This window comes from Bacillus sp. GS3m_15504, assembly GCF_055825275.1.
Genome location: NZ_JBVVNL010000006.1, coordinates 119,450 through 144,825, shown reverse-complemented (window position 1 = coordinate 144,825; position 25,376 = coordinate 119,450). Strand labels below are relative to the sequence as shown.

18 protein-coding genes are annotated in these 25,376 nt (G+C 36.1%); 7 read left to right on the top strand and 11 right to left on the bottom strand.

Going from position 1 to position 25,376, the window contains the following annotated elements; translation table 11 throughout:
- Nucleotides 1–27 precede the first annotated feature (27 nt).
- Both secA2 and AC0L0O_RS26905 read left to right on the top strand, forming a co-directional pair.
- On the top strand, nucleotides 28–2,394 hold the full coding sequence (secA2, locus tag AC0L0O_RS26910) for an accessory Sec system translocase SecA2 (RefSeq protein ID WP_000935188.1): 2,367 nt from the start codon (nucleotides 28–30) through the stop codon (nucleotides 2,392–2,394).
- A gap of 14 nt (nucleotides 2,395–2,408) precedes the next feature.
- Nucleotides 2,409–3,290 (top strand): accessory Sec system S-layer assembly protein, encoded by an 882-nt coding sequence (locus AC0L0O_RS26905; RefSeq protein ID WP_000948195.1) that lies wholly within the window; start codon nucleotides 2,409–2,411, stop codon nucleotides 3,288–3,290.
- 101 nt (nucleotides 3,291–3,391) lie between these two features.
- Here the strand turns inward: AC0L0O_RS26905 and AC0L0O_RS26900 are convergent, their stop codons facing one another.
- From AC0L0O_RS26900 to AC0L0O_RS26890, 3 genes are all read right to left on the bottom strand, one after another.
- On the bottom strand, nucleotides 3,392–3,763 hold the full coding sequence (locus AC0L0O_RS26900; protein WP_000278026.1) for a hypothetical protein: 372 nt from the start codon (nucleotides 3,761–3,763) through the stop codon (nucleotides 3,392–3,394).
- Nucleotides 3,764–4,122: 359 nt separating this feature from the next.
- Nucleotides 4,123–4,377 carry a hypothetical protein gene (locus tag AC0L0O_RS26895; protein WP_000789721.1) on the bottom strand — a complete coding sequence of 85 codons (255 nt, stop codon included), beginning with the start codon at nucleotides 4,375–4,377 and terminating at the stop codon, nucleotides 4,123–4,125.
- A 342-nt stretch (nucleotides 4,378–4,719) separates the two neighbouring features.
- On the bottom strand, nucleotides 4,720–6,198 hold the full coding sequence (locus AC0L0O_RS26890; protein WP_000486681.1) for a SulP family inorganic anion transporter: 1,479 nt from the start codon (nucleotides 6,196–6,198) through the stop codon (nucleotides 4,720–4,722).
- A gap of 188 nt (nucleotides 6,199–6,386) precedes the next feature.
- Between AC0L0O_RS26890 and AC0L0O_RS26885 the strand changes: the two genes are divergently transcribed.
- Entirely contained in the window at nucleotides 6,387–6,851 is a 465-nt protein-coding gene (locus AC0L0O_RS26885; protein WP_000955014.1) for a hypothetical protein, read from the top strand.
- 89 nt (nucleotides 6,852–6,940) lie between these two features.
- Here AC0L0O_RS26885 and AC0L0O_RS26880 read toward each other — a convergent pair whose 3' ends face one another.
- The 3 genes from AC0L0O_RS26880 to AC0L0O_RS26870 all read right to left on the bottom strand — a co-directional run bounded on the left by AC0L0O_RS26880 (nucleotide 6,941) and on the right by AC0L0O_RS26870 (nucleotide 13,215).
- Entirely contained in the window at nucleotides 6,941–9,283 is a 2,343-nt protein-coding gene (locus tag AC0L0O_RS26880; RefSeq protein ID WP_473786193.1) for a Cna B-type domain-containing protein, read from the bottom strand.
- 610 nt (nucleotides 9,284–9,893) lie between these two features.
- Nucleotides 9,894–11,450 carry a fatty acid--CoA ligase gene (locus AC0L0O_RS26875; protein WP_473786192.1) on the bottom strand — a complete coding sequence of 519 codons (1,557 nt, stop codon included), beginning with the start codon at nucleotides 11,448–11,450 and terminating at the stop codon, nucleotides 9,894–9,896.
- Nucleotides 11,451–11,724: 274 nt separating this feature from the next.
- The gene (locus AC0L0O_RS26870) at nucleotides 11,725–13,215 is read right to left on the bottom strand and encodes a coproporphyrinogen III oxidase (protein ID WP_002002173.1); all 1,491 of its coding nucleotides are present in this window, start codon (nucleotides 13,213–13,215) and stop codon (nucleotides 11,725–11,727) included.
- Between the two features lie 257 nt (nucleotides 13,216–13,472).
- Here AC0L0O_RS26870 and AC0L0O_RS26865 point away from each other — a divergent pair, with 257 nt between their 5' ends.
- Nucleotides 13,473–15,212: an S-layer homology domain-containing protein gene (locus tag AC0L0O_RS26865; protein ID WP_473786191.1), complete on the top strand. Its 1,740-nt coding sequence runs from the start codon at nucleotides 13,473–13,475 to the stop codon at nucleotides 15,210–15,212.
- Nucleotides 15,213–15,269: 57 nt separating this feature from the next.
- On the opposite strand, the gene AC0L0O_RS26860 is transcribed toward AC0L0O_RS26865, so the two are convergent.
- Both AC0L0O_RS26860 and AC0L0O_RS26855 read right to left on the bottom strand, forming a co-directional pair.
- Complete coding sequence (locus AC0L0O_RS26860; RefSeq protein WP_473786190.1) at nucleotides 15,270–18,542, bottom strand: MSCRAMM family protein; 3,273 nt, start codon at nucleotides 18,540–18,542, stop codon at nucleotides 15,270–15,272.
- 493 nt (nucleotides 18,543–19,035) lie between these two features.
- Nucleotides 19,036–19,908, bottom strand: coding sequence for a Cof-type HAD-IIB family hydrolase (locus AC0L0O_RS26855; protein WP_000640403.1), 873 nt, complete (start codon nucleotides 19,906–19,908; stop codon nucleotides 19,036–19,038).
- 134 nt (nucleotides 19,909–20,042) lie between these two features.
- Here AC0L0O_RS26855 and AC0L0O_RS26850 point away from each other — a divergent pair, with 134 nt between their 5' ends.
- Nucleotides 20,043–20,660 (top strand): DNA-3-methyladenine glycosylase, encoded by a 618-nt coding sequence (locus tag AC0L0O_RS26850; protein ID WP_001148814.1) that lies wholly within the window; start codon nucleotides 20,043–20,045, stop codon nucleotides 20,658–20,660.
- Nucleotides 20,661–20,841: 181 nt separating this feature from the next.
- On the opposite strand, the gene alsD is transcribed toward AC0L0O_RS26850, so the two are convergent.
- Both alsD and alsS read right to left on the bottom strand, forming a co-directional pair.
- Nucleotides 20,842–21,600 carry an alpha-acetolactate decarboxylase gene (gene alsD / locus AC0L0O_RS26845; RefSeq protein ID WP_134189329.1) on the bottom strand — a complete coding sequence of 253 codons (759 nt, stop codon included), beginning with the start codon at nucleotides 21,598–21,600 and terminating at the stop codon, nucleotides 20,842–20,844.
- Nucleotides 21,601–21,616: 16 nt separating this feature from the next.
- The gene (gene alsS / locus AC0L0O_RS26840) at nucleotides 21,617–23,305 is read right to left on the bottom strand and encodes an acetolactate synthase AlsS (protein ID WP_000103511.1); all 1,689 of its coding nucleotides are present in this window, start codon (nucleotides 23,303–23,305) and stop codon (nucleotides 21,617–21,619) included.
- Nucleotides 23,306–23,708: 403 nt separating this feature from the next.
- Here alsS and AC0L0O_RS26835 point away from each other — a divergent pair, with 403 nt between their 5' ends.
- Both AC0L0O_RS26835 and AC0L0O_RS26830 read left to right on the top strand, forming a co-directional pair.
- Nucleotides 23,709–24,269, top strand: coding sequence for a DUF1700 domain-containing protein (locus AC0L0O_RS26835; protein ID WP_001042988.1), 561 nt, complete (start codon nucleotides 23,709–23,711; stop codon nucleotides 24,267–24,269).
- Nucleotides 24,270–24,290: 21 nt separating this feature from the next.
- The gene (locus tag AC0L0O_RS26830; protein WP_000760969.1) at nucleotides 24,291–24,887 is read left to right on the top strand and encodes an NDxxF motif lipoprotein; all 597 of its coding nucleotides are present in this window, start codon (nucleotides 24,291–24,293) and stop codon (nucleotides 24,885–24,887) included.
- A 38-nt stretch (nucleotides 24,888–24,925) separates the two neighbouring features.
- Here the strand turns inward: AC0L0O_RS26830 and AC0L0O_RS26825 are convergent, their stop codons facing one another.
- The gene (locus AC0L0O_RS26825) at nucleotides 24,926–25,282 is read right to left on the bottom strand and encodes a YlbF/YmcA family competence regulator (RefSeq protein ID WP_000164606.1); all 357 of its coding nucleotides are present in this window, start codon (nucleotides 25,280–25,282) and stop codon (nucleotides 24,926–24,928) included.
- Nucleotides 25,283–25,376: the final 94 nt, after the last annotated feature.

The window sequence follows — 25,376 nt, the reverse complement described above, 5'->3', positions numbered from 1 at the left end:
ATTGTCAGTAAGAGGAGTGTTTACAACATGCTGAATTCGGTAAAAAAGCTGTTAGGAGATTCTCAAAAGAGAAAACTTAAAAAATATGAACAACTTGTTCAAGAAATTAATAATTTAGAAGAAAAACTATCTGATTTATCTGATGAAGAATTACGTCATAAAACAATCACATTTAAAAACATGCTTCGTGACGGAAAAACGGTGGATGATATAAAAGTTGAAGCGTTCGCTGTTGTACGTGAAGCAGCAAAGCGTGTACTTGGATTACGTCACTACGATGTGCAGTTAATTGGTGGCCTTGTACTATTAGAAGGTAATATTGCAGAAATGCCAACTGGCGAAGGAAAAACATTAGTTTCTTCTCTTCCAACGTACGTACGTGCTCTTGAAGGAAAAGGTGTTCACGTTATTACTGTAAATGACTATTTAGCAAAACGAGATAAAGAATTGATTGGCCAAGTTCATGAATTTCTAGGTTTAAAGGTTGGATTGAATATTCCTCAAATTGATCCTTCCGAAAAGAAACTTGCTTACGAAGCTGATATTACATATGGTATTGGAACAGAATTTGGCTTTGACTATTTACGTGATAATATGGCCGCTTCAAAAAATGAACAGGTGCAACGCCCCTATCATTTTGCTATTATCGATGAGATTGATAGCGTTTTAATTGATGAAGCAAAGACGCCTCTTATTATCGCTGGTAAGAAATCAAGCAGCTCTGATTTACACTATTTATGTGCAAAAGTTATTAAATCATTCCAGGATACTCTTCATTACACGTACGATGCAGAATCGAAATCTGCTAGTTTTACAGAAGACGGTATTACAAAAATAGAAGATTTGTTTGATATTGACAACCTATATGATTTAGAACATCAAACTTTATATCATTATATGATTCAAGCATTACGAGCTCATGTCGCTTTCCAATGTGATGTTGACTATATTGTGCACGATGAAAAAATTCTACTTGTAGATATTTTCACAGGCCGTGTTATGGATGGTCGCTCTTTAAGTGACGGTTTACACCAAGCGCTTGAAGCAAAAGAAGGCTTAGAAATCACAGAAGAAAACCAAACACAAGCGTCCATTACAATTCAAAACTTCTTCCGTATGTATCCAGCATTATCTGGTATGACAGGTACAGCAAAAACGGAAGAAAAAGAATTTAACCGTGTATATAACATGGAAGTTATGCCGATTCCGACAAACCGTCCGATCATTCGTGAAGACAAAAAGGACGTCGTATACGTAACAGCCGACGCTAAATATAAAGCTGTACGTGAGGATGTTTTAAAACACAATAAACAAGGACGCCCGATTTTAATTGGAACAATGTCTATTTTACAATCTGAAACCGTTGCTCGTTACTTAGATGAAGCAAATATTACATATCAATTATTAAATGCGAAAAGCGCGGAGCAAGAAGCTGATTTAATCGCAACTGCTGGACAAAAAGGACAAATTACAATTGCGACGAATATGGCCGGACGAGGTACTGATATTTTACTAGGTGAGGGTGTTCACGAACTTGGTGGATTACATGTAATTGGGACAGAACGCCATGAATCACGACGCGTTGACAATCAGCTAAAAGGTCGTGCTGGTCGCCAAGGTGACCCAGGTAGCTCTCAATTCTTCCTTTCTTTAGAAGATGAAATGCTAAAACGTTTCGCACAAGAAGAAGTAGAGAAATTAACGAAATCACTGAAAACAGATGAAACAGGACTTATTCTAACTTCTAAAGTCCATGATTTTGTAAACCGTACACAATTAATTTGTGAAGGTAGCCATTTCTCAATGCGTGAGTACAATTTAAAGTTAGACGATGTAATAAATGACCAACGTAACGTTATTTATAAATTACGTAATAACTTATTACAAGAAGATACAAATATGATTGAAATTATTATTCCAATGATCGATCATGCTGTAGAAGCCATTTCTAAGCAATATCTTGTAGAAGGTATGCTTCCGGAAGAATGGGATTTTGCTAGTTTAACAGCAAGTCTAAACGAAATTTTATCAGTAGAAAACATGCCATCACTATCAGCGAATAATGTACATTCACCGGAAGATTTACAATCCGTTTTGAAAGAAACATTATCTCTTTATAAAGAGCGCGTAAATGAGCTAGATAGCAATACTGATTTACAACAGTCGCTACGATATGTTGCCCTTCATTTCCTAGATCAGAACTGGGTCAATCACTTAGATGCAATGACCCACTTAAAAGAAGGCATCGGACTAAGACAATATCAACAAGAAGACCCTACTCGTCTTTATCAAAAAGAAGCTTTAGATATCTTTTTATACACATATGGTAATTTCGAAAAAGAACTGTGCCGCTATGTTGCAAGACATTTAGGTGTTCCTGAAAACGTACAATAACGAGGTGAAAGATTATGTTATCATTCCTAAAAAAAGCTAAGAAAAACGGAAAAGATACGACTGTCTCTAGTAATCAATTATTCGGACAAGAAGAAACAAGTACTGAAAATAAAACTGTAAAACCAACGCTTTACTTCCACCCTAGCTGGGGTGCAGTAGCACAAGAACAAAAATACATTTATCAATTTTTACATAAAGAACTACCACGTTTAGAAGAATATCAAATTTCTTTATCTGGAATTGAGATTGAAAAACGTGATAACGGTTATGACGTAGCTGTATTTATTCGCAGTACTGTCCCGAAACCAATTTCTTTCGAAGAGGTTACATTAATCCTTCTAAATAAAGAGAAAAAACTATGCGCACGAAAAACATTTAACCTTTCTGCATTAGGAGATATTCCTGCAAATGTAAATATGCCATTTATTTTTACATTTGAACAAGAAACAATTACGGATGCTGCATTATCGCAAACGGATTGGGAATTAGCATTTGAACTTGAAAGCAAGCATGCACTAGATTTAGATCCATCTTGGGAAGCTCAATTACCTGAAGCAAGTAAAGAAGCTTTACGTAATTTCGTAGACAATTTAACACCTCCAAATGATGGTGAAATTAACTTCTTAGGTCTACAAGCTGCACGAAAAGAAAATGGTGATTTACATACAACGCTTCTTATTCGTAACGGTTGTAAAGACAACATTCAACTAGAGCAACTTCCTCTTCATATTGAAGATGCCACGGGTGCGGTTGTTGTTAAAGGAGCTTTCACATTACCGAACCTTGAAATTAAAGCGAACACTACAAAACCTTGGTCATTTGTCTTCCCTGCTTCATCTATATTAAAAGAAGATATGGACCTATCTTCTTGGAAAGCTCTTGTACCGCAAGATTAATTATAGAGGGGCTCGCCTCTCTTACTTTTTTTCATATAAAAAGCCTGCTCAAAAAGATGGTCATCACACCTCTTTGGACAGGCTTTTTCTTTATGTAAAATTTATTTCGTCACTAATAAACGTTCAATATGATATTCAGCTTCTAATTTGCACATTTCATCTGCATGCTTCACTTTATTTCTCTTTAATTGCTCCACTTGCTCTTCGCTCGGTTTTTCATTAATAAGCTCGTTAATTTTTTCATTTACTTTCATTGCTAACGCTTGATGGAAATCTGGATGTCCTTTCAACTTATCATCTACTTTATTGATCCAAGTTGATTTTGTGTATAAATACTGTTTCCACTGTTCAACAAATTGTTGCATATCAAACTTTTCTTCGTTCCATTCAATTTCTTTCATATACTTCTCAAAAGAAACAACAATTGAGCGTGTAATCCCAATTTTCACTCCGTGTGGTAACTGTTTGTACATCAATTATTCCCTCCAGCTTAAAGCTCTTCCTTCTGAAAAAAAAGGAATCTCAAAATTCATATACATTATTATAATATCACATACCTAATCTAGAATGTTACTATACTGCTAAGATGAATAAATGTCAATAATCTCAAAAATTACGATATACGGATATTAAGAACGACAAAAAAACACCCTTCCTCATACGAGCATAGCCATCAAGGTAAGGTTATGTATAATATAATTAAGGCATCATTCTTATGAGAACGATGCCCTTTATTTCACCAATGTTTTCCCTTTTGAGTAAAACAATCTATTGTTAAAGTAAGAAAATGATTGCCGCAAGTATATCCTATAACTTTCATTTAGCAATTGATTTACTCTTTATAAAATAATACTGAATATAACAATAAAAAAACTCCGATTCCAAGTAAAATTCCCCCTGATATTTGAAAAACATTCATATAATTATTTAGCATAATATTATATGTCGACGTATCTACATCACCACCTACACTTTGCACCCAAGAATGAGTAAGATTATTTGCAAAGTCCAAGCTTTTTAGAAGAAGTACAATGCCGATCAATACGGTAAATGTTAAAACAACATTACGTACTTTTATATTTTTCAAACAATTCACCCCTTTCCTACCATATTACCAAACTACGAAAAAGAATCCTCAATTCTAAGGATTCTTTTTTCACTAAATTAACGATATGTCACGAAACATATTCCAACAGGTCTTAACGCGGTCCCATTTCCAACTTTCTTATCACCAAACCATCCAGACTCCCATACATCAAAACGATAACCTGTATATTCTGCATAAGCTCTAATCTCAGCATATCTTCCATACTATAATTAAGTAGTACCCAAAAATCACCTTAACACTATAAATAACCAATCTCCACTTCCCCTAGAGCTGAGCAATTAGTTGATTCTAACTGCATAGCCCTCATACGAGGGCATTTCCTTACATAACATCAACTTCTGCAAATAGTAATTTATCTTTCTGTTCATTACTCGCCATCGTTACTAACGTCTTTTTAATATGAACAGGCACTTGCTCTAGCGTCACACTCAATCCTGATTTATCCGACTGCTCAATGAAATTCAATAACGCCATAGCTCCTGATACATCCATATATCGTGCATCTTTCATGCGCAAAACAACCGGAGATTTTACGTCTTGTAAAGCATAAAAAACACGATCCACTGTTAAAAACGAAAGTGGGCCTTTAATTTTATATGTCGCTTCTTTTTCTTTTACAATAGAAGCTTTACGTTCTTTACATTTCACCATGTATATAAGGAACGAAAGAAGAATTCCGAACGCAACAGCGATCATTAAATCAAACTTCACTGTGACAATCATCGTGACGAGCATAACAATGACATCACCTTTTGGCGCTACATGCATTTTCTTCATACTTTCCCAATCAAACATGCCAATACCGGTTAAAATTAAAATACCTGATAATACAGCAAGCGGAATGTATTGCACGACTGATCCAAGTCCCATAATGAAAATAAATAATATAACACTATGCATACATGCTGAAAGCGCCGTTTTACCGCCACTTCTTATATTCACGATAGACCGTACAGTCGCACCTGCCCCTGCTAATCCGCCAAACAATCCGCTCACCATATTACCGATACCTTGTCCAACCAGTTCTTTATTACTTTTATGACGCGTACCCGTCACATTATCCATTACGACCGATGTTAACAACGAGTCAATCGATCCTAATAAAGCAATACTAAGCGCTGGTAAAACAAGTTCTGCTATACCTGTTCCACCTAAAGATGGAATATGAAGCGTCGGCATCGCTTCTGGAATCGTCCCAATCTTTTCAATTACTTTATTTAATGTCAGATTTCCGATAACCGGTAACTTCACTGTAAGCCCTTCTAACGCAGAAGAAAATAAAGGAAGCAAAGCAGTCACACCGACTAATGCAACTAAACTAGATGGAATTGCTTTAATCCATTTTCCAGAAACAATCATGACAATAATCGTTAATACGACGAGTAGAAAACTATTTTGCACATGCTTCATTTCACCTAAAATAATGATTAATGCAATACCGTTCATAAATCCTGAAACGACAGGATACGGAATGTAACGAACGTACGAGCCAAGCTTACATACACCGAATAAAATTTGAAACAGTCCCGCCATCATAAATGCTATAAAACTCGCCTCTAATCCGTGCGTCGCAATAACCCCTGTTGCGATAACCGTAATTGGCCCAGTTGGCCCTGTAACCTGCCCAGGTGTACCACCAAATAACGCCGCAAATAAACCTGCAAAAATTGCACCATACAATCCGACTAGTGCTCCCTCAGATGTTCCCGTTGCAGCAATACCAAATGCAATGGCAAGTGGCAACGCAACAATTGCAACAGTAAAACCAGCTAAACATTCCTTTGCTATTTTTTGAAACATATAAATAACCACCTTCACATTAAGTCCACGTTCCATTGTACACCTAAAAAGATACATTCGTTAGTCCACTTTTTACAGTATCGTGACGTAAACGCATTCAATTACAAGTACCTATCGCATCTTTGGAAACCATTATAACTATGCTATAATGGATAAATTAAATCTTTTATTATATATTTGGAGGCACTATGCTAACTTTTGAAGAAAAATTATCGATCATTGAATCTTTCCCAGAATTAGAAAGAAAAAACGTATCATTAAAACGCGTGAACTTTCACTTTGAAGAAAGTCGTTTAGATAAAAAGAACGTTGTTTACCACTTACATCCAAATGGAAACGGCTTTGTCTATGCAAGTGGTATTAAAGGTTACAAAACGGATGATAAAGGTATGGTTAACATCCGCGAATTTTCAGCAGATGAATTACGCTCAGTAATCGAGCAATCAATTGAATTACTTTCACAAGAAGAAGTAGTAATCCCTGCAGAACCTGCGAAAGAAGAAGAATGGCATAACGAAGACGGTCATATCCTTACTCTTATCTCAGAGGATGATATGTGGAACGTGTACGCTGGTGTAAATTTAGACGGTACATTTAACTCTTATCCAGAAGCTGCGGAATACCTTGATGAAGAAGGGTTTTCACGTAAATAATATAAAAAGCGGAGACTTATCGTCTCCGCTTTTTTTCTATACATCTGTTTTTAAACTCAAACCATAAGAACTTAACGATCTCACAATCATTAATTTTTTTGACGTCTAAACATCATTACTCCCAAAATCAACGCAAACACACCTGCAAGAATAGAAGTAGCTTCAGTTGCTGCTCCCCCTGTTTTTGGAAGAGATTTTGACTGCTTATTACTTTCTTTACTAGATGGTACTTCATGTTTATTTTGTACATCTTGTTTGTTTTCTGCTTCTACTTTACCTTGAGTCTCTGGTTTGTTTGAAACTTTTGGCTGCTCTTTTACTTCTGACTTGTTTGGTTCTTCTACTTTTTCTTCCTCTGGTTTTATATGAATTTCCGGACGCTCTTTCACCTCTGGTTTTTCAAGTACGTTCGGTTCTTCTGTTACTTTCGGTTCTTCCGGCTTTTCTTCTTTTATTTCTTCTGTCGTTTCTTCTTCAACTTGTTCTTCTTCTGGTTTTACATGTATTTCCGGCTTCTCCGTAACTTCTGGCTTCTCTAGCTCTTTCGGCTCTTCTGTCACATTTGGTGTTTCTGGTTTTTCTTCTTTTATTTCTTCTGTCGTTTCTTCTTCAACTTTCTCTTCTTCTGGTTTTACATGTATTTCCGGTTTCTCCGTAACTTCTGGCTTCTCTAGTTCTTTCGGCTCTTCTGTTACTTTCGGTTCTTCCGGCTTTTCTTCTTTTATTTCTTCTATTGCTTCTTCTTCAACTTGTTCTTCTTCTGGTTTTACATGTATTTCCGGCTTCTCCGTAACTTCTGGCTTCTCTAGTTCTTTCGGCTCTTCTGTTACTTTTGGTGTTTCTGGGTTAGTTGGAGCTTCCAGTTCTTCTATCGATTCTTCTTTACCTTGTTCTTCTGCTTCTGTTACTTCGTGGATTTTTATATTTGTAATATCATAACCATTAACTTTCGATTGATATCCTGTTACTGGTTGTTCTTTTACTTCATACGTATGAGCTTTCCCTTCATTATCAACTGCTGGTAACTTTCCAAACTCATATTTCCAACCATTTTCTGCTGTAACTTCTTTCGTTGTAATGACTTTACCGTTTTGCAGTAAATCTACTTTAATTGTTTTTGGGCGATCGTTTACTTTGTCGCCCTCCCATGTTTTCGTTCCTGCAACAGATATAGTTTTCAACTTATTTGGAACCATAAGTTTTATTCCGTTTGTAGCATCTGTCTTAATTGTAAAAGGAATTTTCGCTTGTGAATCAAACTCTACATAGTTCGGAGCAGAAATTTCTTGTACGTAATAATTGCCTGGAGCAAGGTTTGGTGCTTCAACTATTCCGTCTCGATTTGTTGTATAGGAATCACCAATTTGCTGTCCCGACTCTGTAAACAATTTAAAAGAAACACCTGGAATAAACTTCTTCTCATCTCCTCCAATATGTTTTACAATTTGCAGCGTTCCTTTCGCAGGTAAAACCCCTTCAGCTTCTCCGCCAAATGATATATTTTCGACCTTTACACTATTAGATTCAGTACTAGGTTTCTCATATAAAATTTGATAATCAAGCTTGTAGTCATTCTGTAGATATTTCAACTTTTTCCCGCTATCAGTAATCGTTGATGTATAGAAAACGGTAAACGACGTAGCATTCGCCATATGCCTATAAATTACAACTTCAAATGAGTTATCACTAGTAAGCTTAATGTATCCATAACCTCGGTCTTGAAATTGTTTAAGAGACAAATATTCTTTATTATTGATAGTGATGGTAAAGCTATCTTTATTTAGGGTTTGTCCTTCTTGTAACGTATCTTTTAAAACGATGTTGTCATGTAAATATTGTTTCTTTAAATTTATATTTAAAAACCAACGTACTTCATTACTTTTGTCTGGCTGAATATCACCAGACTTATAGAAAAACATCCCCGGCTCTGTACCCTCTCCTTTTGGATGCGTAATACTTACCGTTTGTTTCTCTAAATCTGTCCCTAAATTCGTTTGTACATCTTTCGTCTTTCCTGCTTCAACATTCGTACCTTGAACAGTGAAATTAAAGTTCCCTTTAATATTTTCAAGCTTTTCTACCGTATCATTGAATGTACAAACCACATTATTTGCATTAATCTGGCACGTACCCAAAATACGCCCTGAACCATCTTGCAATGTAATTGTGCCACTATAACCTTTTAATTCTGGCGGAAGTGCTAACGTTAATGTATCCCCAGACTTCATCTTCTTTCCAGGTTTTTCACTAAAGTTCACATATATCGTATTCTTTTCCCCATAATTTAATTTCGTTTTTTCAAATGAAAAACTATCAACAAATCCTGTCGAATTTAATTCTTGTGCATGCCCTATGATAGGCATAAAAACTTGTCCAATAAGAACAGTAAAAATAAAACAAATCACAGATATTCTTTTTAAATATGTACTCATAAAACCTCCAATATTAATTGTTAAACTTTTTCACCGTGAGATCCATTCCACCCAAAATACCCCTTAAACTAAGGGGGTACGGACTAAAGATTATTTGCAGCATCAAACCATCGTTAGTTCTACACATAAAGTAATAAACAACACAATTCATTAACTTATATTGTGTTCATTTCTACTTTTTTCGGGCAGCCAACAATAAATACTATTCCTAATCAAAATACATTACAAGACTATTCATTTACATATTAATTTGTTACCATATTCATGCTACCAAAATATACTAAATGACCATTTTGTCCATCAGGTCATCTGATGACTGAATTTCTTTATCTTTTACCGATAATTCTCCTTCATAACTTCATTCCACTCTTACTAAAATTATTATTTCAACATCTATAAAACTCACCTAAGTAATTTACTAAACCCTTATTTAAAACGCAATATACAGCGTTTTTAATCAAAGTAAAATGTCACAAAAAGTATTTTAACATAATAACAAAAGAGAATTTGACTAGAAGATAAATACCATTTTTTAATCGCTTTTAAAAATAAAGCTACCTTTTCGTATTAGAAAAGGTAGCTTTATCTGTATAGACGGCTGTTCTACTCCTTATTGTTTTGCGCCTTTCAACGACTCTCTCAGGACAAATTTTTGTAATTTTCCACTCGCATTACGAGGCAGTTCATCCACAAATAAATAATGACGCGGACGTTTATAATCCGCTAATTCATCACTTTCTTTACAATACGTTTCTAAATCAGCCTCTGTAATATGTGCATCTTTCTTTACAACGACTGCCACAACACGTTCTCCCCATAATTCATCCGGCTCACCAAGCACGGCAACATCTAATATACCAGGATGACTATGGAGGAAATCTTCAATTTCACGTGGATAAATATTAACGCCGCCACTAATCACCATATCATCCACGCGATCTGCGACAAATAAATAACCATCTTTATCGAAGTAGCCTAAATCACCAGAATGATACCATCCTTTATACATCGATTTTACATTTGCTTCTTCTCGGTTATGATAACCAGCCATCATAGTTGGGCCGCGCAAAATAATCTCTCCTACTTCATAAGGAGGCAATACATCATCCGGTTCTGCCGGTGCATCTTCGCTTGGTTTTACAATTCGAATTTCATGACTAAAGCATGGTGTTCCCGCTGAACCAGCTTTCGTAATTTGATCTTCTTCTACGAGAAACGCAACAACTGGTCCCATTTCTGTCATTCCGTATATTTGAACAAGATCAATATAAAGACGTTCTTTACATTCCTTCACTAATGCTGGCGCCATTGCAGCTCCGCCGTATATACCGATCTTCATTGACGTTAAATCATACTGCGTTAAATCTTTTTGCAACAGCATATTCCACATCGTCGGTGCTGCAAAGAACGTCGTAATCTTCTCTTCTTGAATTGTATGTAATACTGTTTCCGTATCAAAATGATGTAAAATAACATTCTTTCCGCCAACTTGAATGCGCGGGATAATTCCAGCATTCAGCTCACCGCAGTGATATAAAGGTGCAACGACAAGCCCGACACTATCTCGATTATATTTTAGGAAATACGTACAAATCATACTATGCTCAGCCATTTCACGATGGCGATGTAATACACCTTTCGGATGACCAGTCGTACCGCTCGTATACAGCATCGAACAATAATCCATTTCACCAATTTCAATATCTACTTTTTCGGAAGATGCTTCATTTACTTTTTCATGGTAGGAGCTAGCATAAGAAGGTGTATCATCTTCTACATACCAAAAAGACGAATTTGGAAAATCTCGTTCAATGATAGCGACAGTTGGCTCAACTGCTTTTTCAAAAACAACTACTTTCGAGGATGCATCCTGGAGAATATAAGATACTTCTTTTGCTTTTAAGCGGAAATTAATTGGGTTAAAGATTGCACCAATTTTCGCACAGGCTAAGTAAACGTTTACAAATTCACGGCAGTTATATAAGTAAACAGATACAGTATCTCCCTTTCTTACCCCTTCTTCTAATAGAGCGTGCGCCGTTTTATTTATTTGCTCATTCCACTGTTTATACGTCCAGCGAATATTTTTTTCTGGCTCCACTAATGCCTCTTTATTCGGATACTTACCAACAGATAAATCGAAAATTCTCCCTATCGTCATGTACATGCCAACAATTTCCCCCTTTTCTCTTTCATAAATCTATCATTTCGTCCATAAGTAGACATTGTCCTTTAATGATTTGACTAATTTTTCTGATTATTATCGACATAGTTTTACAAACAGCGCCGCTTTTGGCGGTAAGTGAAATTATATCGGCGATTTTCCGGATATATCAGCGCAACTTGAATTATATCGGCGATTTTTCGAATATATCGACTTACCGACAAAAACTGACAATATAAAAAAGAGGTTATTCCGACTCGGAATAACCTCTTTCTTTTTATGCAAATAGCTCTTCTAAAATTTTCAGTTTATCTTCTGTATATTTTACGAAGCCATCGTTATATGATTTTGGATCTTTCGGATTCGCAAAGTGCGTAATTGCTCCCGTTTTCGGATGAACAAATTTACTTGATGCACCACAACCAAGTCCGATAATTGATTGTACTTCTTCCATAATGACAATGTTGTAAATACTTTCTTGCGTCGGCATTGCATAACCAACGTTCTCTAAATTACCTAAAATATTCTTTTGACGATATAGGTAATATGGTACGTAATTATGCTTTTGTGTCCACTCTTCTGCTTCGTGCATCATCGCTGTAATTTCTTCGCGACCTGCTACTTTATATTTACGTTTGTTTTGCGTCATTTCAGAAGCACGTTTAAATGATAACGTATGAACTGTTAATGATTCTGGCATTAACTTTTCTGTTTCATCTAACGTGTGCTTGAAGATATCTAACCCTTCACCAGGAAGACCAATAATTAAATCCATATTAATATTATTCATTCCCATTTCACGAGCTAAGTGGTACTTCTCAATTGTTTCTTCTACAGTATGGTGACGCCCAATTGCTTTTAATGTTTCTTGATGGTATGACTGCGGATTAATACTAATACGGTCAATATTCCATTTATTTAACACTTCTAGCTTTGCTGGCGTAATTGTATCTGGGCGACCTGCCTCAACTGTTACTTCACGCACATTTTTCACATCTGGGAACGCTTCATACATTTCTTCATACAGCATATCCATCTCTTCTGCTGTAATACTTGTCGGTGTACCGCCGCCGTAATAAATCGTCGTAACTGTTACACCTTTTTCTTTTAAAAACTTACCAATTTCACGAACTTCATAATGTAAACCACCTAAGAATGAATCAACAGAACCTTGACGTCCGTTAATTGCATACGCTGGGAATGTACAATATGCACATTTTGTTGGACAGAATGGAATACCGATATAAATACTTACTTCCTCTTTCAAGCGATATAAATCCGGAACTACCGCTAATTGGCAGTCAACAATACGCTGAAGAAGTTCAATTTTCTCTTCATGAATTAAATAGCTTTCACGAAGTTCTTGGTGCGCCTCTTCTTTTGACATACCATTTTGAAGCATTTTATGAAGAAGTTTTGTTGGACGAACTCCCGTTAAAATACCCCAGCTTTGCTCAATACCAGTTAACTGCTGAAGAACAGAAAGATATACATAAGAAACAACGTGCTTCACTTGCTTCATACGCTCTTTTTCATCTGTAAAAGCAGATAAATCTTTTGCGAATGTTTCTTCATACACATTTCCAGTCGCAACATCTGTTAAACGAGCTGATGCTTTCACATTCTCTTCAATGTGTATATCAACGATAAGATTTGCTTCCTCTTGTTCAAATCCAATCGTACTATCTTCAAAAAATAAGCCGCCAATATTTTGTAGCGGACGTAAAAAACGATCATCTTGTAACGTTTTAATTGAAATTAACAACATTATCACCTTTTCATTTGCAAACTCTCTTTAGTTTACTTGAAGGGCGTTTGCAGGTCAATACAGAAGGTTTTACCTTATTTTAATATCCTATTTAAAACAAACTGAATATTGATTTTTCATGAACTTTCCCTAGTTGTATAGACATTAGAATATACTCTTGTTACAATCTAGAACGTATTAGTACTTGCTACTAATTTAAATACATATAAAGGAGGACTCTTAACACGCACGAAAGACTATCACGTGTTAAAACAACTATGAAAAAAAAGTTTTACAACATTTTAGCATTATCTTTGGCATTACAAACATTTGTAGCGCCTACCCATTCATTCGCAGAAAGTATAGAAAAAACTGCGGAATTGTCTATAGATGAGCAAGCTTTAAAAAGCATTGAAGAACATGCAAAACAACATAGACATGACGAAGAAAACGACCTTGAAATCTCGGGTGAATATCTTCTCCACTTATCAACAAAACTTCCACTATACGATTCAAACGACTTAAAAACGAAAACAAATATTGAAATTGCTGAACCAGTAGTAAAGGCAACAAAGAAAAAAAATAATGCCTATTACATACAAACTACATCTGGTGCTGGCTGGGTTAATAAGGAAAATAATAGTTTAGAAGTACAAGAGATTCATAAACTCTCGAATCAAAAATTAATTGTAACAGAAGAAACATCCGTATATTCATTCCCTTTCCAATCATTTAAAGAAGAAACGAAATTACAGCCACAAACAGTAACTCCTACTGAGCAAGCTGGGAATTGGTTTAAAATTCAAATGAACGGAACTGAGAAATGGATTTATGCTCCTTCAGCCACATTCGAAGGTACGAAAGCAACACTATTCGAAAAAAAAATTTCTATGGAAAATAGAAGCGCCGCATTTTTCAAAACACCATCTCATTTACCTACAAATAACGTTTATGGTGTTACATTTAAAGAAATGATTGTTCCAAAAGGGAATGAAAATATTCGTCCTGGCTACGCAATGGAACCGAAATACATTACGATTCATGAAACTGCTAATACAAGTAAAGGTGCGAACGCCTTAAATCATGCGAAGTACTTAGATAATCAAGCCCGCGGAAATACTGATCGTTCAGCATCTTGGCATTTTACAGTAGATGACAAAGAAATTTATCAACATTTACCATTAAATGAAGTTGGTTGGCATGCCGGAAATAAAACTGGAAACTATGAATCTATCGGAATTGAAATCGCTGTAAATAGTGATGGAAATTATACGAAAGCGGTAGAAAACGCAAAAAAGTTAGCTGCTTATTTAATGAATGAATTAAACATATCTCTAGATCACGTGCAAAAGCATCAATTTTGGAGCGGAAAAAACTGCCCTGCATTTATGATTCAACGCGGACAATGGAATGCTTTCTTAAAGGGCACGAACGCTTACTATAACGAACATCATAAAGAGGTTATGCCACCGCCAGAAGTCCCTCATGAAAAAGACGACATTACAGGTGGATGGTATGAACAAGACATTCGTCAATTGGCTGCTAGAAAAATCATGTTCGGTGACGGCAATGGTTCTTACTGGCCAAACCGCCTCGTAACACGAGCTGAGTTTGCAAATTTAATGTCGAGAGCTTTAAAATTACCTGCTGGAAACGCTAAATTTACAGATTTAAACGAAGCACATCCATCTTTAGTAGATGGAATTAACCGCGCCGCTAGCGCAGGTATCATTAATGGCCGTGGGAATAATAAATTTGATCCTAATGCTACAATAACACGTGATGAAGCTGTTATTATGATTGACCGTGCACTAGAATATAACTGGATTTATAGAAAAGAAGTGAAATTACCATTCACTGACCAACACTTAGCATACGATAAAAAAGCATTACAAAACGTTTATGCATATGGAATTGTAAAAGGGAACGAACGAAATGAATTCGTACCAAAAGGCACAGCAACACGCGCTGAAGCTGCCGCATTTTTAAACCGAATGCTTAAAGTTATTGAAGCTTAAATAAAAAAACAAAAGGCATAAGAGATAATATTTCTCTTATGCCTTTTATAAAACATATTAGTTATTTTTAGTCATAAATCTTAAGCGTATCCCTAATAAAACAAGAGCAAAGCCAATGAATGGAAAATAATTCATATCATGTCCTGTGGCTGGAAGCTGTTGAGCATGAGAGGTACCTTGTCCTTTTTCTGGTAAAGTAGGATTTTCTTTTTCTGGGTTTTCCATTCCTTCACCTGGTTTCTCTGTTTCTTTACCCGGTTTTTCTGTCTCTCCGCCTGGCTTTTCTGTTTCTTCACCTGGCTTTTCTGTTTCTTCACCTGGCTTTTCTGTTTCTTCACCTGGCTTTTCTGTTTCTTCGCCTGGCTTTTCTGTTTCTTCACCTGGCTTTTCTGTTTCTTCGCCTGGCTTTTCTGTTTCTTCACCTGGCTTTTCTGTTTCTTCACCTGGCTTTTCTGTTTCTTCACCTGGCTTTTCTGTTTCTTCACCTGGCTTTTCTGTTTCTTCACCCGGCTTTTCTGTTTCTTCACCTGGCTTTTCTATTTCTTCACCTGGCTTTTCTGTTTCTTCACCTGGCTTTTCTGTTTCTTCGCCTGGCTTTTCTGTTTCTTCACCCGGCTTTTCTGTTTCTTCACCTGGCTTTTCTGTTTCTTCACCTGGCTTTTCTGTTTCTTCGCCTGGCTTTTCTGTTTCTTCACCCGGCTTTTCTGTTTCTTCACCTGGCTTTTCTGTTTCTTCACCCGGCTTTTCTGTTTCTTCACCTGGCTTTTCTGTTTCTTCACCTGGCTTTTCTGTTTCTTCACCTGGCTTTTCTATTTCTTCACCTGGCTTTTCTGTTTCTTCACCTGGCTTTTCTGTTTCTTCGCCTGGCTTTTCTGTTTCTTCACCTGGATTCTCTGGACCTTTGCTTGTTTCTTTTTTATTTGTAATTTGAAGTTTTACAACTTCAAATTTTTGATTAGAAATCGTAAATTCGATTTCCTTATCAGATAACTCATAACCTTCTGGCGCTTGAACTTCCTTTAAAATATAATCTCCTGGATCCAGTTCTTTCGAAATTGCTTTACCATTTTCATCTGATGTTAATGTATCGATTTTTGTTCCGTCTTTCCAAATTTCAAACACTGCGCCTGCTAATTTTTTATTTATATCATTAGCATCTACCTTTGTAATTTCTAATTGCCCTGTAATTTCTTCTTTCACTTTTTCATTCAACACGTCTTGTTTTACTACTTCGTTTGCTACTACGTTTACTTCGATTGTTACTTCTAATGCCTTATAACCTTCTGGCGCTTTTGTTTCTTCTAACGTATATTCACCCGGCACAAGTCCGTCTACTTTAACAGTTCCAGACTTATCTGTTGTAATTCCTTCTTTTACAACATTGCCTTTCACATCTTTCAATGTAAATTCTGCGCCTGCTAAGCGTTTCGTTTGATCTTTATCATCCATTTTAATAATTTGTAGAGAACCTAAGATTTTTTCGTTTTCTGCCTCTACTTTTACTACTTCTTTCTCGTTTTGAATTGTTACTTTCCATTCTTTATCTGAAAGCTTGTAGCCCGCTGGTGCTTTCGTTTCTTTCACTGTGTATTCACCTAGCGGTAATTTCGGTGACATCACTTTTCCACTCTCATCTGTTTTCAGTTCTGCTACCTTTTTACCATCTTTATACACTTCGAATTCTGCACCTGATAACAATTTCGTTTTATCATTTGCATCTACTTTCACCACTTCAAATTGACCTGTTACTTTTTCGGGGATCTTTTTATTCACCACATCTACAGTCACTACTTTATTAGCCTCTACATCAACAGAAACTGAACTAGATGATAATTCATATCCTTTCGGTGCTTCTACTTCTTTTAATGTATAGCTTCCAACTGGAAGTTGTTTCGATAAAGCTTCACCTTTATCATCTGTAACAATTGTTTCCACAACTTTCCCATCTTTATCGATAACATCAAATTTTGCACCTGGTAGAAGTTGACCAGATTCACTATCTTTTTTCAATAATTTTAATTGACCATTTTCTAATTTTTTCGTATTCTTTATAACAAATTCAATTATGTTTGTATTATCAATTGTTACTTTTACTGGTGCATCAATCTTTATATATCCTTCTGGTGCACTAATTTCTTTTACAAAATAATCACCAAATGGTAAATCTTTAACTTCCGCAATACCCTTTTCGTTTGTTGTAACCGTATCTACAACATTATTCTCTTTATCTATAACATCAAATTTTGCGTCTTTTAAAACAATATTTTCATTGTTTTCATCAACTTTTTTAATTTGTAAATTTCCTTTTTTAGCTGCTGGCTTTTTCCACTTTGGCCAGTTAAATTTAAAGTTATGAACCTCAAAACCGTCTCTTTGGTGTAATCCTCCAACATAGGCTTGTCCATTAATAGAACCACCTTTTGTTTCTACAACTGCATTAGGTGCAAACACACTACCTACTACACCATAACCTTTAGTTGTTATCTTTGTAGCATTAGGAAATACCCAAATTACCTTACTAGCTAACTCAGTAAAAGATGAATTAGGGTCGTATGCTTGAGATGTATTAATTAAATCCGTCGCCATCCCAGTATTTCTTGTATCATACAAAATTGCACCGCTACCAAAACTCACTTCTTCTGCATCTGAATAAATAACAATAAAGTCTTTATTCTCTACATTCGGAAGAAAAACGTCTGTTACATCAAATGCTTTCTTTCCTGTTTGGCCTGAAGAGACATAAATATTAGGGTTGTTTACATCTTCACCGATTCCAAAGCTCATATTAGGTTTTGGCTTATCAGTCTGTAGTTTACTTGCATCCCCAATTACACCATCAACGTCTTTTCTAAATTCTTTAAACTTAGCATCAATCTCCGCTTGCTCTTTATAAGAGATACGGTCATATGATGTTTTCATTGCACCATCTGGATCTCCGTCTTTTGTCATCGCCACTGTTCCATCTTGAATAATTACTTGTCCTGCTCCCGCTTTCGTAAATTGACCGCCTAGTAATAATGATGGATATCCTTCATCTACCCAAGTTGCTCCTGCTAAGTTATTTGCTCCCGTTGCAGCCGCTAAGACTGTATAACTTGATGCATTCATATTTTTTTGAATAGCCATCGCACCCTCAATATCCGCACTCGTTGCACTATGATCTCCAAAAATGATTGCATTGTAATAAGATACATCACCTAAACCTTTTAATTCTGTTGTAGCTGCCTCTGCTTTATATGGTAAATGGATTAAAAAATTCATACATACTAGTAACACGACTATAAAACTACTACTTAATTTATTTATTTTTTGATTAAATGATTTCCTCAAAAAATTCATTCCCCCTTTTATAATTCCTAAATTTATGAAAAGAAGTACTTTTCATATGTACCAATCCTTACTCACATTAATTTAAAATAATCCATTTAAATAAACCAAAGAAACTCTACAACTCATTAATAAAATGACTACAATGCATTTTTGAAATCATACGTGAACGAAACTAACATGCGAAGTGTTTTTGCGTATGGGCGCTCAATAAAATTAACATGGAGAATATTTCATGTGGTGTAACTATTTTGGCAACATCATCCACTTTACAACAGTTTTCTAAAGGATTCAAGTGAATTGTATAGATTTCAGACACAATTCATCTTTATAGAACGCTTTCATTTTCAAAATAAAGTGAAACTTTAATCAGGGGGGTTCTGTTCATCCCCCACCTAACTTCTTTGCTTCCGCTGAATTTTGAGGTGGGGGTCTTACTGCCCGTTAAAGCAGGATAAAACCAACAAAAAAACGTAGCCAAAAGCTACGTTTTCCTTTATCGTTTCGGTGTATTTTTATGATTCTTCAAAAACGGAAGCGGGAATTGCTTACGGAAATGTTCTTTAATCATATACTCTACGCCGTTCTCACTATTTGAACGTGTAATCCAGTCGGCCGCTTGTTTTACTTCTACAGGTGCATTCCCCATCGCTACTCCAAGCCCTACATTTTCAATTACTTCTAGATCTTCTAAACTATCTCCAATCGCAACCATTTCGTTTAACGAAATATTTAAATGCTCTCCAAGCAATTGTAATCCACGTAATTTTGATACATTTTGCGGCAAAATTTCTATTCGTTTTGAATCACACTCAACGTACTCTATATCTTGAAACGCTTTTCTTAATGTATTGAGCCCTCTCTCTTTTTCACCTTTCGTTTGAAAAAGAACATCAATTTTTGGCGCCGCGACTGGATGATCACGAAGCGCATCACCTAATGAATCTACAAATTGAACTGGATAAAATAACGGATCTGCACTCGATAACACAGTACGTGCAATTAAGTTTGGTGTATTTCTTTCGCGATTTCCGATTGAAAACCGTTCATGAGAGATGCGGACGTTACAATCAAAATGCTCTAATACTTGCACAATATTAAATGTCTTCTCTTCCGATAACCTTCTTTGAACGTACGGCTTATCTAACGTTGCTGAAATGAAAGCACCACCGTGTGTCACTAATATCGAATCTAATTTTAACGCCTTTGCTACTTTATGAGCAGACTGAAAATTACGGCTCGTAAATAATGTAACGTATACGTCTTTTCTTTTCACAAATTCAATTGTTTCTCTTAATCCTTTTGCAATTTTTCCGTTGTTGTATAGTAGTGTCCCATCTATGTTAAGAGCTAGTAAGCGATAAATCATGTCGCACTCCCCCTCTTCGCTGTTGTACTCTATCCATAATTTATGAAATAAATGTAGCAAATAGAACGAGTTAGAATTTCTACTGAAAATTTGGTTTACTATATACATATACACTCAGTAAAGGAGATAGTACAATGCAGGCACCTCCTTCCTTTTATGAAGGCGATACGTTAGAAGTCGCAAAGAAATTACTCGGACAAAAACTTGTTCATATTGTAAACGGAATAAAGCGAAGCGGAATCATTGTTGAAGTAGAGGCATATAAAGGTCCCGATGATAAGGCCGCACATAGTTATGGCGGCAGACGGACGGATCGCACAGAAGTCATGTTTGGTGCACCGGGACATGCTTACGTATATTTAATTTACGGTATGTATCATTGTTTTAACGTCATTACAGCACCAGTTGGTACCCCGCAAGGAGTGCTCATTCGAGCCCTTGAGCCAGTAGATGGAATAGAAGAAATAAAACTAGCGCGCTACAACAAAACGGACATTACAAAAGCGCAATATAAAAACTTAACGAACGGACCTGGCAAACTATGCCGTGCCCTCGGCATTACGTTAGAAGAACGAGGTGTATCCCTACAAAGTGACACATTACATATTGAACTCGTCCCCGAAGAAAAACACATATCATCACAATATAAAATAACAGCAGGTCCTCGTATTAATATCGACTATGCAGAAGAAGCTGTACATTATCCGTGGCGTTTTTATTATGAGGGACATCCGTTTGTTTCAAAGAAATGAACGATATCAACGATTTTTCGAATATATCTATCGTAACTTACAATATATCAACGATTTTTCAAATATATCTATCATAACTCAAAATATATCAACGATTCGACAAGAAATATCGATTTATCGACAAATGATGACAATTACGAATAAAAGAAGACTGTTCCAAAATGGAACAGTCTCTCCCTTTTTACTCCGCACCTTCCGCAGTCGCAATATTATCCTCTAAGTTTTCTCTTGATAATTCAGCCGCCATAAAGTCAGCTGTTTCTGGAAGTGCTAAATGCATATGAGCTTTTTGACAAATTTGGATCGTACAGTTTTCAACAACATAGTCGAAAACATGTCCGCCTCCGCTTCTTTCATCATCAATGTAATGTAAATGGAATCCAGCTACACCAATACCTTGCGCATAATCTGGCGTCCAAAATCCAGCAAGTGTACCTTCTGTATTTTCAAATGAGAAGATGGGTTGTGATTTCGTCACTTCAACGAGCGGTGTATACGGTTTTTCTTGTCTTGGAACCGTTCTTGTTCTTACTTCGCGGAACGTACCATCCATTCGAATACCGTAAAATAAGTTTTTGCTCGGCATTAATTCATGTAATAAAGCTTCCACTTCTTCACGATTCATCGGACGCTCTACTGTATAACTCATTTCTTTTTCAAAAAACGTTACAGTCGCAAATGGCGTTGTTTCTTCTGGCTCTACTTTTTCCGCTGAACCGTCTGAACGTAAATGATAAAATTCATTATCAAATGCAATCATTTCACCATCTAATTGATCAAATGTGCCGATGCCGAAATCACCATGTTTTTTCAAATCTTCAAAGCTAATCACACCATCATATATACCATCTAATAGCGCAAGCATTGTAGATGTTTGATATACTTCGTTACTCGTTTTCGTTCTTTTTGCATCAATATCAATTAATTGCGCAACAGTCATCTCAAATCTGCCTCCATTAGTTTAATTGGTTTGGTAATAATTTTTCACTTAATTTAATGTTATCACGGTAATCGATTGGAATATCAATAATGACAGGACCGTCTGCTGCTAATGCGGATTTTAATACACCTTCTAATTCATCAGGCGTGTTAACGCGAAGACCTGTCGCACCGAAACTTTCCGCATATTTCACAAGATCAACATCACCAAACTCTGTAGCTGATGTTCTGCCGTATTTCATCATTTGTTGGAATGCAACCATATCATATGTGCCGTCTCTCCAAACGAGATGGACGATTGGAGAATTTAAACGTACCGCCGTTTCTAACTCCATCGCTGAGAATAAGAAACCACCGTCACCTGATACAGAAACTACTTTTTTACCTGGTTCTACTAAAGTAGCTGCGATTGCCCAAGGAAGTGCAACACCTAACGTTTGCATACCGTTACTAAATAATAATCTACGTGGTTCATAAGAACGGAAACATCTCGCCATCCAAATAGAATGGGAACCGATGTCACATGTAACGGTTGTATCGTCACTAATTAAAGAACGAAGTGTACGAATTACTTGAAGTGGATGCGTAACACCTTCTGAATCACGGTTTGGAACTTCTGCTTGTTCTGATAATTTCGCGCGTAATCGTTCTAACACTGCTTCTGATTTCGTACTTAACACAAGTTTCGGTAATCTTTCTGCGATGCTATTTACCGTTAAGGCAATATCACCAATTAATTCACGCTCTGGTTGGTAATCATGATCGATATCTGCTTGATGGTCATCAAGATGAATAATCGTTCTGTCCCCAAGTTTATTCCAGAATTTCGGATCATACTCAATTGGGTCATAACCGATAGAAATAACAAGGTCCGCTTCTTCTAGTAAAATATCACCTGGTTGGTTACGGAATAATCCAACGCGGCCGAAGAAATGATCTTCTAACTCACGTGAAATCGCACCAGCTGCTTGATATGTTTCAACGACAGGAAGCTCTGTATCCGCAATTAATGCACGAACAGCTTTCGTCACTTCATTCGTACTCGCTCTCATACCGAGTAAAATAACTGGTAATTTCGCTGCTTTTATTTTTTCTACTACGTATGTAATATCATGTGTGGGAGCGATTCCAAGCTGTGGCTTAGAAAGTGCACCGATAGACTCTACAGTTGTTTCCGCAGTCATAACGTCTTGCGGCAAACTTACTAAAGTAGCGCCTGGATTTGTAGAAGTTGCACTTCTGAATGCATTTGATAATGCTTCTGGCACATTATCAGGATGCTCTACTTCTACGCTATATTTTGTGATTGGTTCGAATAGTGCAGCATTATCCATAGATTGGTGCGTACGTTTTAATCGATCTGTACGTGGAACTGCACCAGCTAAAGCAACAACGGGATCACTCTCCGCATTCGCAGTAACAAGACCTGTCGCTAAATTTGATGTCCCTGGCCCTGAAGTTACAAGACATACGCCCGGTTTTCCTGTTAATCTACCAATCGCAGCTGCCATAAATGCTGCATTTTGTTCATGACGACAAACAATTAACTCTGGTCCTCTTTCTTGCAGTACATCAAATACAGAGTCAATCTTCGCTCCTGGAATACCGAAAACATGTGTAACACCTTGTTTAATTAAACAATCAACAACAAGATCTGCTCCTTTTGTTTTTGTCTTCACGTCGTTTGCTTTTACACCTGTACTCAAAACTAATCATTCCTTTATTTCATAATGTGTGTAATAAAGACTTTAAACTTCACCTGGTTAATTAATGTGGTGAAGTATTATTTATCATTATAGTACAAATGCATTATTTTTCCAACAATATGAATATGACATTATTTTGACAACCACTAGAGAATACGCTTACAACCCTTTATTTATCCTAAAATAATATTTTTATAACTCTTCTAAAAATACACAAAAACTTCCATCTCATCACGGTACCAAAATGTTTACAGTACCTTGCAAAGAACACTACTAAATGATATATTTGTAAATATTGGAACACCCATTAATTGGAATAACATTCATAGTTATTATATCCTCCTTTCAAAAAAGAGCGGATTCTCAGCTATAATTCATTATTTTATAAAGGGAAGTGATTGCAATGAACAAAAGTGAATTTTTAAGCCAACTTAGTTCCTCCCTACGGAATATACCTAATTCAGAAAAGGAGGATATTATCTCAGAATACGAAACTCATTTTATTAGCGGTAAACAAGATGGCAAATGTGAAGAAGAAATTGCTAGAAAACTAGGAAACCCTAAAACGATCGCGAAAGAACTTACTGTTTCCTATGCAATAACCAATGCTGACAATAAACGAAGCTTTAAAAATATGATAACCGCACTATTTTCTGTTATGAGCTTAAGTGTTTTAAACTTTGCCTTTATCTTTGTCGCCTTTTTCGTACTACTCTTTTTATTACCTTTTCTTCTAGCACTCATCATTGCCACTCCAGTATTAATTATTTCACCTATTTTATTAATAGGATTAGGATTCTTTAAAGGGTTTCATCAAATTAGTTATTCCGATGTTTATAATGTGTTCATTGCTTTTTGCGTCGGTTTACTCATATCCGTCGTATGTTATCAAATGGTCAAACATCTATACGCACTTTTAGTAAAGTATTTGAAATGGAATATAGCTATTTTACAAAGACACTAATGAATGTAAAAGGAGATTAAAATGAAGAAATATACTTTATATTCACTCATGCTACTTACTCTTTTATTTCTATCAGCTTGTTCAAACAGTGCACAACCTAAGGAAGAAAACGATGTACAATCTATTAAAGATGTTACGGTTAAAATTCCTGAAACTATATTTACTTCCTCAAAAAAGAATGAAACGATTAACGAAGATGAAATGAAACGAAGTATAAAAACTTATTTAGATTATAGCGGAGAGTTATACGAAAACACTGTTCCACTTTCATCAGCCATGTCTGACGAGAAGGTTACTGAATCCGACCGAGAGAAATTACAAAAACTAATAGATTTAGCTCAACAAAACGATGCGAACTTCCATCATTTTATTAGTAACAATACGATTCCTCATGATTATAAACAACCTTCGAAGGAAATTCATGATTACATTTCATCGTCTACGGCACTTTCAGTAGAACTAGAGCAAGAATTAGACAAACTCGCTGAAGATGGTAACTTGTTCAAGACTGATTTTTCTTTTACAAAACGCTTTGAGAAAGTGAATGGTAGGAAGCAAAAAGAGATTGAAAAGTTTTTGAAGGAGAAGAAGATTGAGACTGAGTATTTCAAAAAATAACAAAAAAAGACGCCCCTATACTAGGGCGTCTTCTCTCATTACGCTTGTTGTTGCGCGCTATATAATTCTTCAAGTGGCTTCATGATAATTTTGTTAACGTCGCCGATTACAACGTTTAGGCGTTGCTCAGTTTCCATTAACTTTGTAATTTTAGCATCTTGTTGAATGCGAACTACAACTTCTTGTGCTTGTTGGTTGTCTTCTTCAGTGATTTCTTGGCCTTGCATCATTTTTTGTTGTAGGCTAAGTTGCATTGTGCGGAACTCATCGAATAAGTTCTTTGAAGCTGCATCAGCTTGAACTGCTGCGTAGCTCTCTTTTAAAGTTTTGAAGTCATCGTTTTCAGCGATTGCTTTTTGTAATTCATATGCTACATCATGAATGTTTTTTGTCATTTTATTTTCCTCCTTTAGAAGGCTAGCGCTTTTCATACGCACTGCCTTTTACGTGCATTTACATACGCACCTCTTCTTACCATATCAAACTATG

Coding starts and splice junctions, on each gene's coding strand:
- secA2 (WP_000935188.1), top strand. CDS start 28: ATGCTGAATTCGGTAAAAAAGCTGTTAGGAGATTCTCAAAAGAGAAAA.
- AC0L0O_RS26905 (WP_000948195.1), top strand. CDS start 2,409: ATGTTATCATTCCTAAAAAAAGCTAAGAAAAACGGAAAAGATACGACT.
- AC0L0O_RS26900 (WP_000278026.1), bottom strand. CDS start 3,763: ATGTACAAACAGTTACCACACGGAGTGAAAATTGGGATTACACGCTCA.
- AC0L0O_RS26890 (WP_000486681.1), bottom strand. CDS start 6,198: ATGTTTCAAAAAATAGCAAAGGAATGTTTAGCTGGTTTTACTGTTGCA.
- AC0L0O_RS26885 (WP_000955014.1), top strand. CDS start 6,387: ATGCTAACTTTTGAAGAAAAATTATCGATCATTGAATCTTTCCCAGAA.
- AC0L0O_RS26880 (WP_473786193.1), bottom strand. CDS start 9,283: ATGAGTACATATTTAAAAAGAATATCTGTGATTTGTTTTATTTTTACT.
- AC0L0O_RS26875 (WP_473786192.1), bottom strand. CDS start 11,450: ATGTACATGACGATAGGGAGAATTTTCGATTTATCTGTTGGTAAGTAT.
- AC0L0O_RS26870 (WP_002002173.1), bottom strand. CDS start 13,215: ATGTTGTTAATTTCAATTAAAACGTTACAAGATGATCGTTTTTTACGT.
- AC0L0O_RS26865 (WP_473786191.1), top strand. CDS start 13,473: ATGAAAAAAAAGTTTTACAACATTTTAGCATTATCTTTGGCATTACAA.
- AC0L0O_RS26855 (WP_000640403.1), bottom strand. CDS start 19,908: ATGATTTATCGCTTACTAGCTCTTAACATAGATGGGACACTACTATAC.
- AC0L0O_RS26850 (WP_001148814.1), top strand. CDS start 20,043: ATGCAGGCACCTCCTTCCTTTTATGAAGGCGATACGTTAGAAGTCGCA.
- alsD (WP_134189329.1), bottom strand. CDS start 21,600: ATGACTGTTGCGCAATTAATTGATATTGATGCAAAAAGAACGAAAACG.
- AC0L0O_RS26835 (WP_001042988.1), top strand. CDS start 23,709: ATGAACAAAAGTGAATTTTTAAGCCAACTTAGTTCCTCCCTACGGAAT.
- AC0L0O_RS26830 (WP_000760969.1), top strand. CDS start 24,291: ATGAAGAAATATACTTTATATTCACTCATGCTACTTACTCTTTTATTT.
- AC0L0O_RS26825 (WP_000164606.1), bottom strand. CDS start 25,282: ATGACAAAAAACATTCATGATGTAGCATATGAATTACAAAAAGCAATC.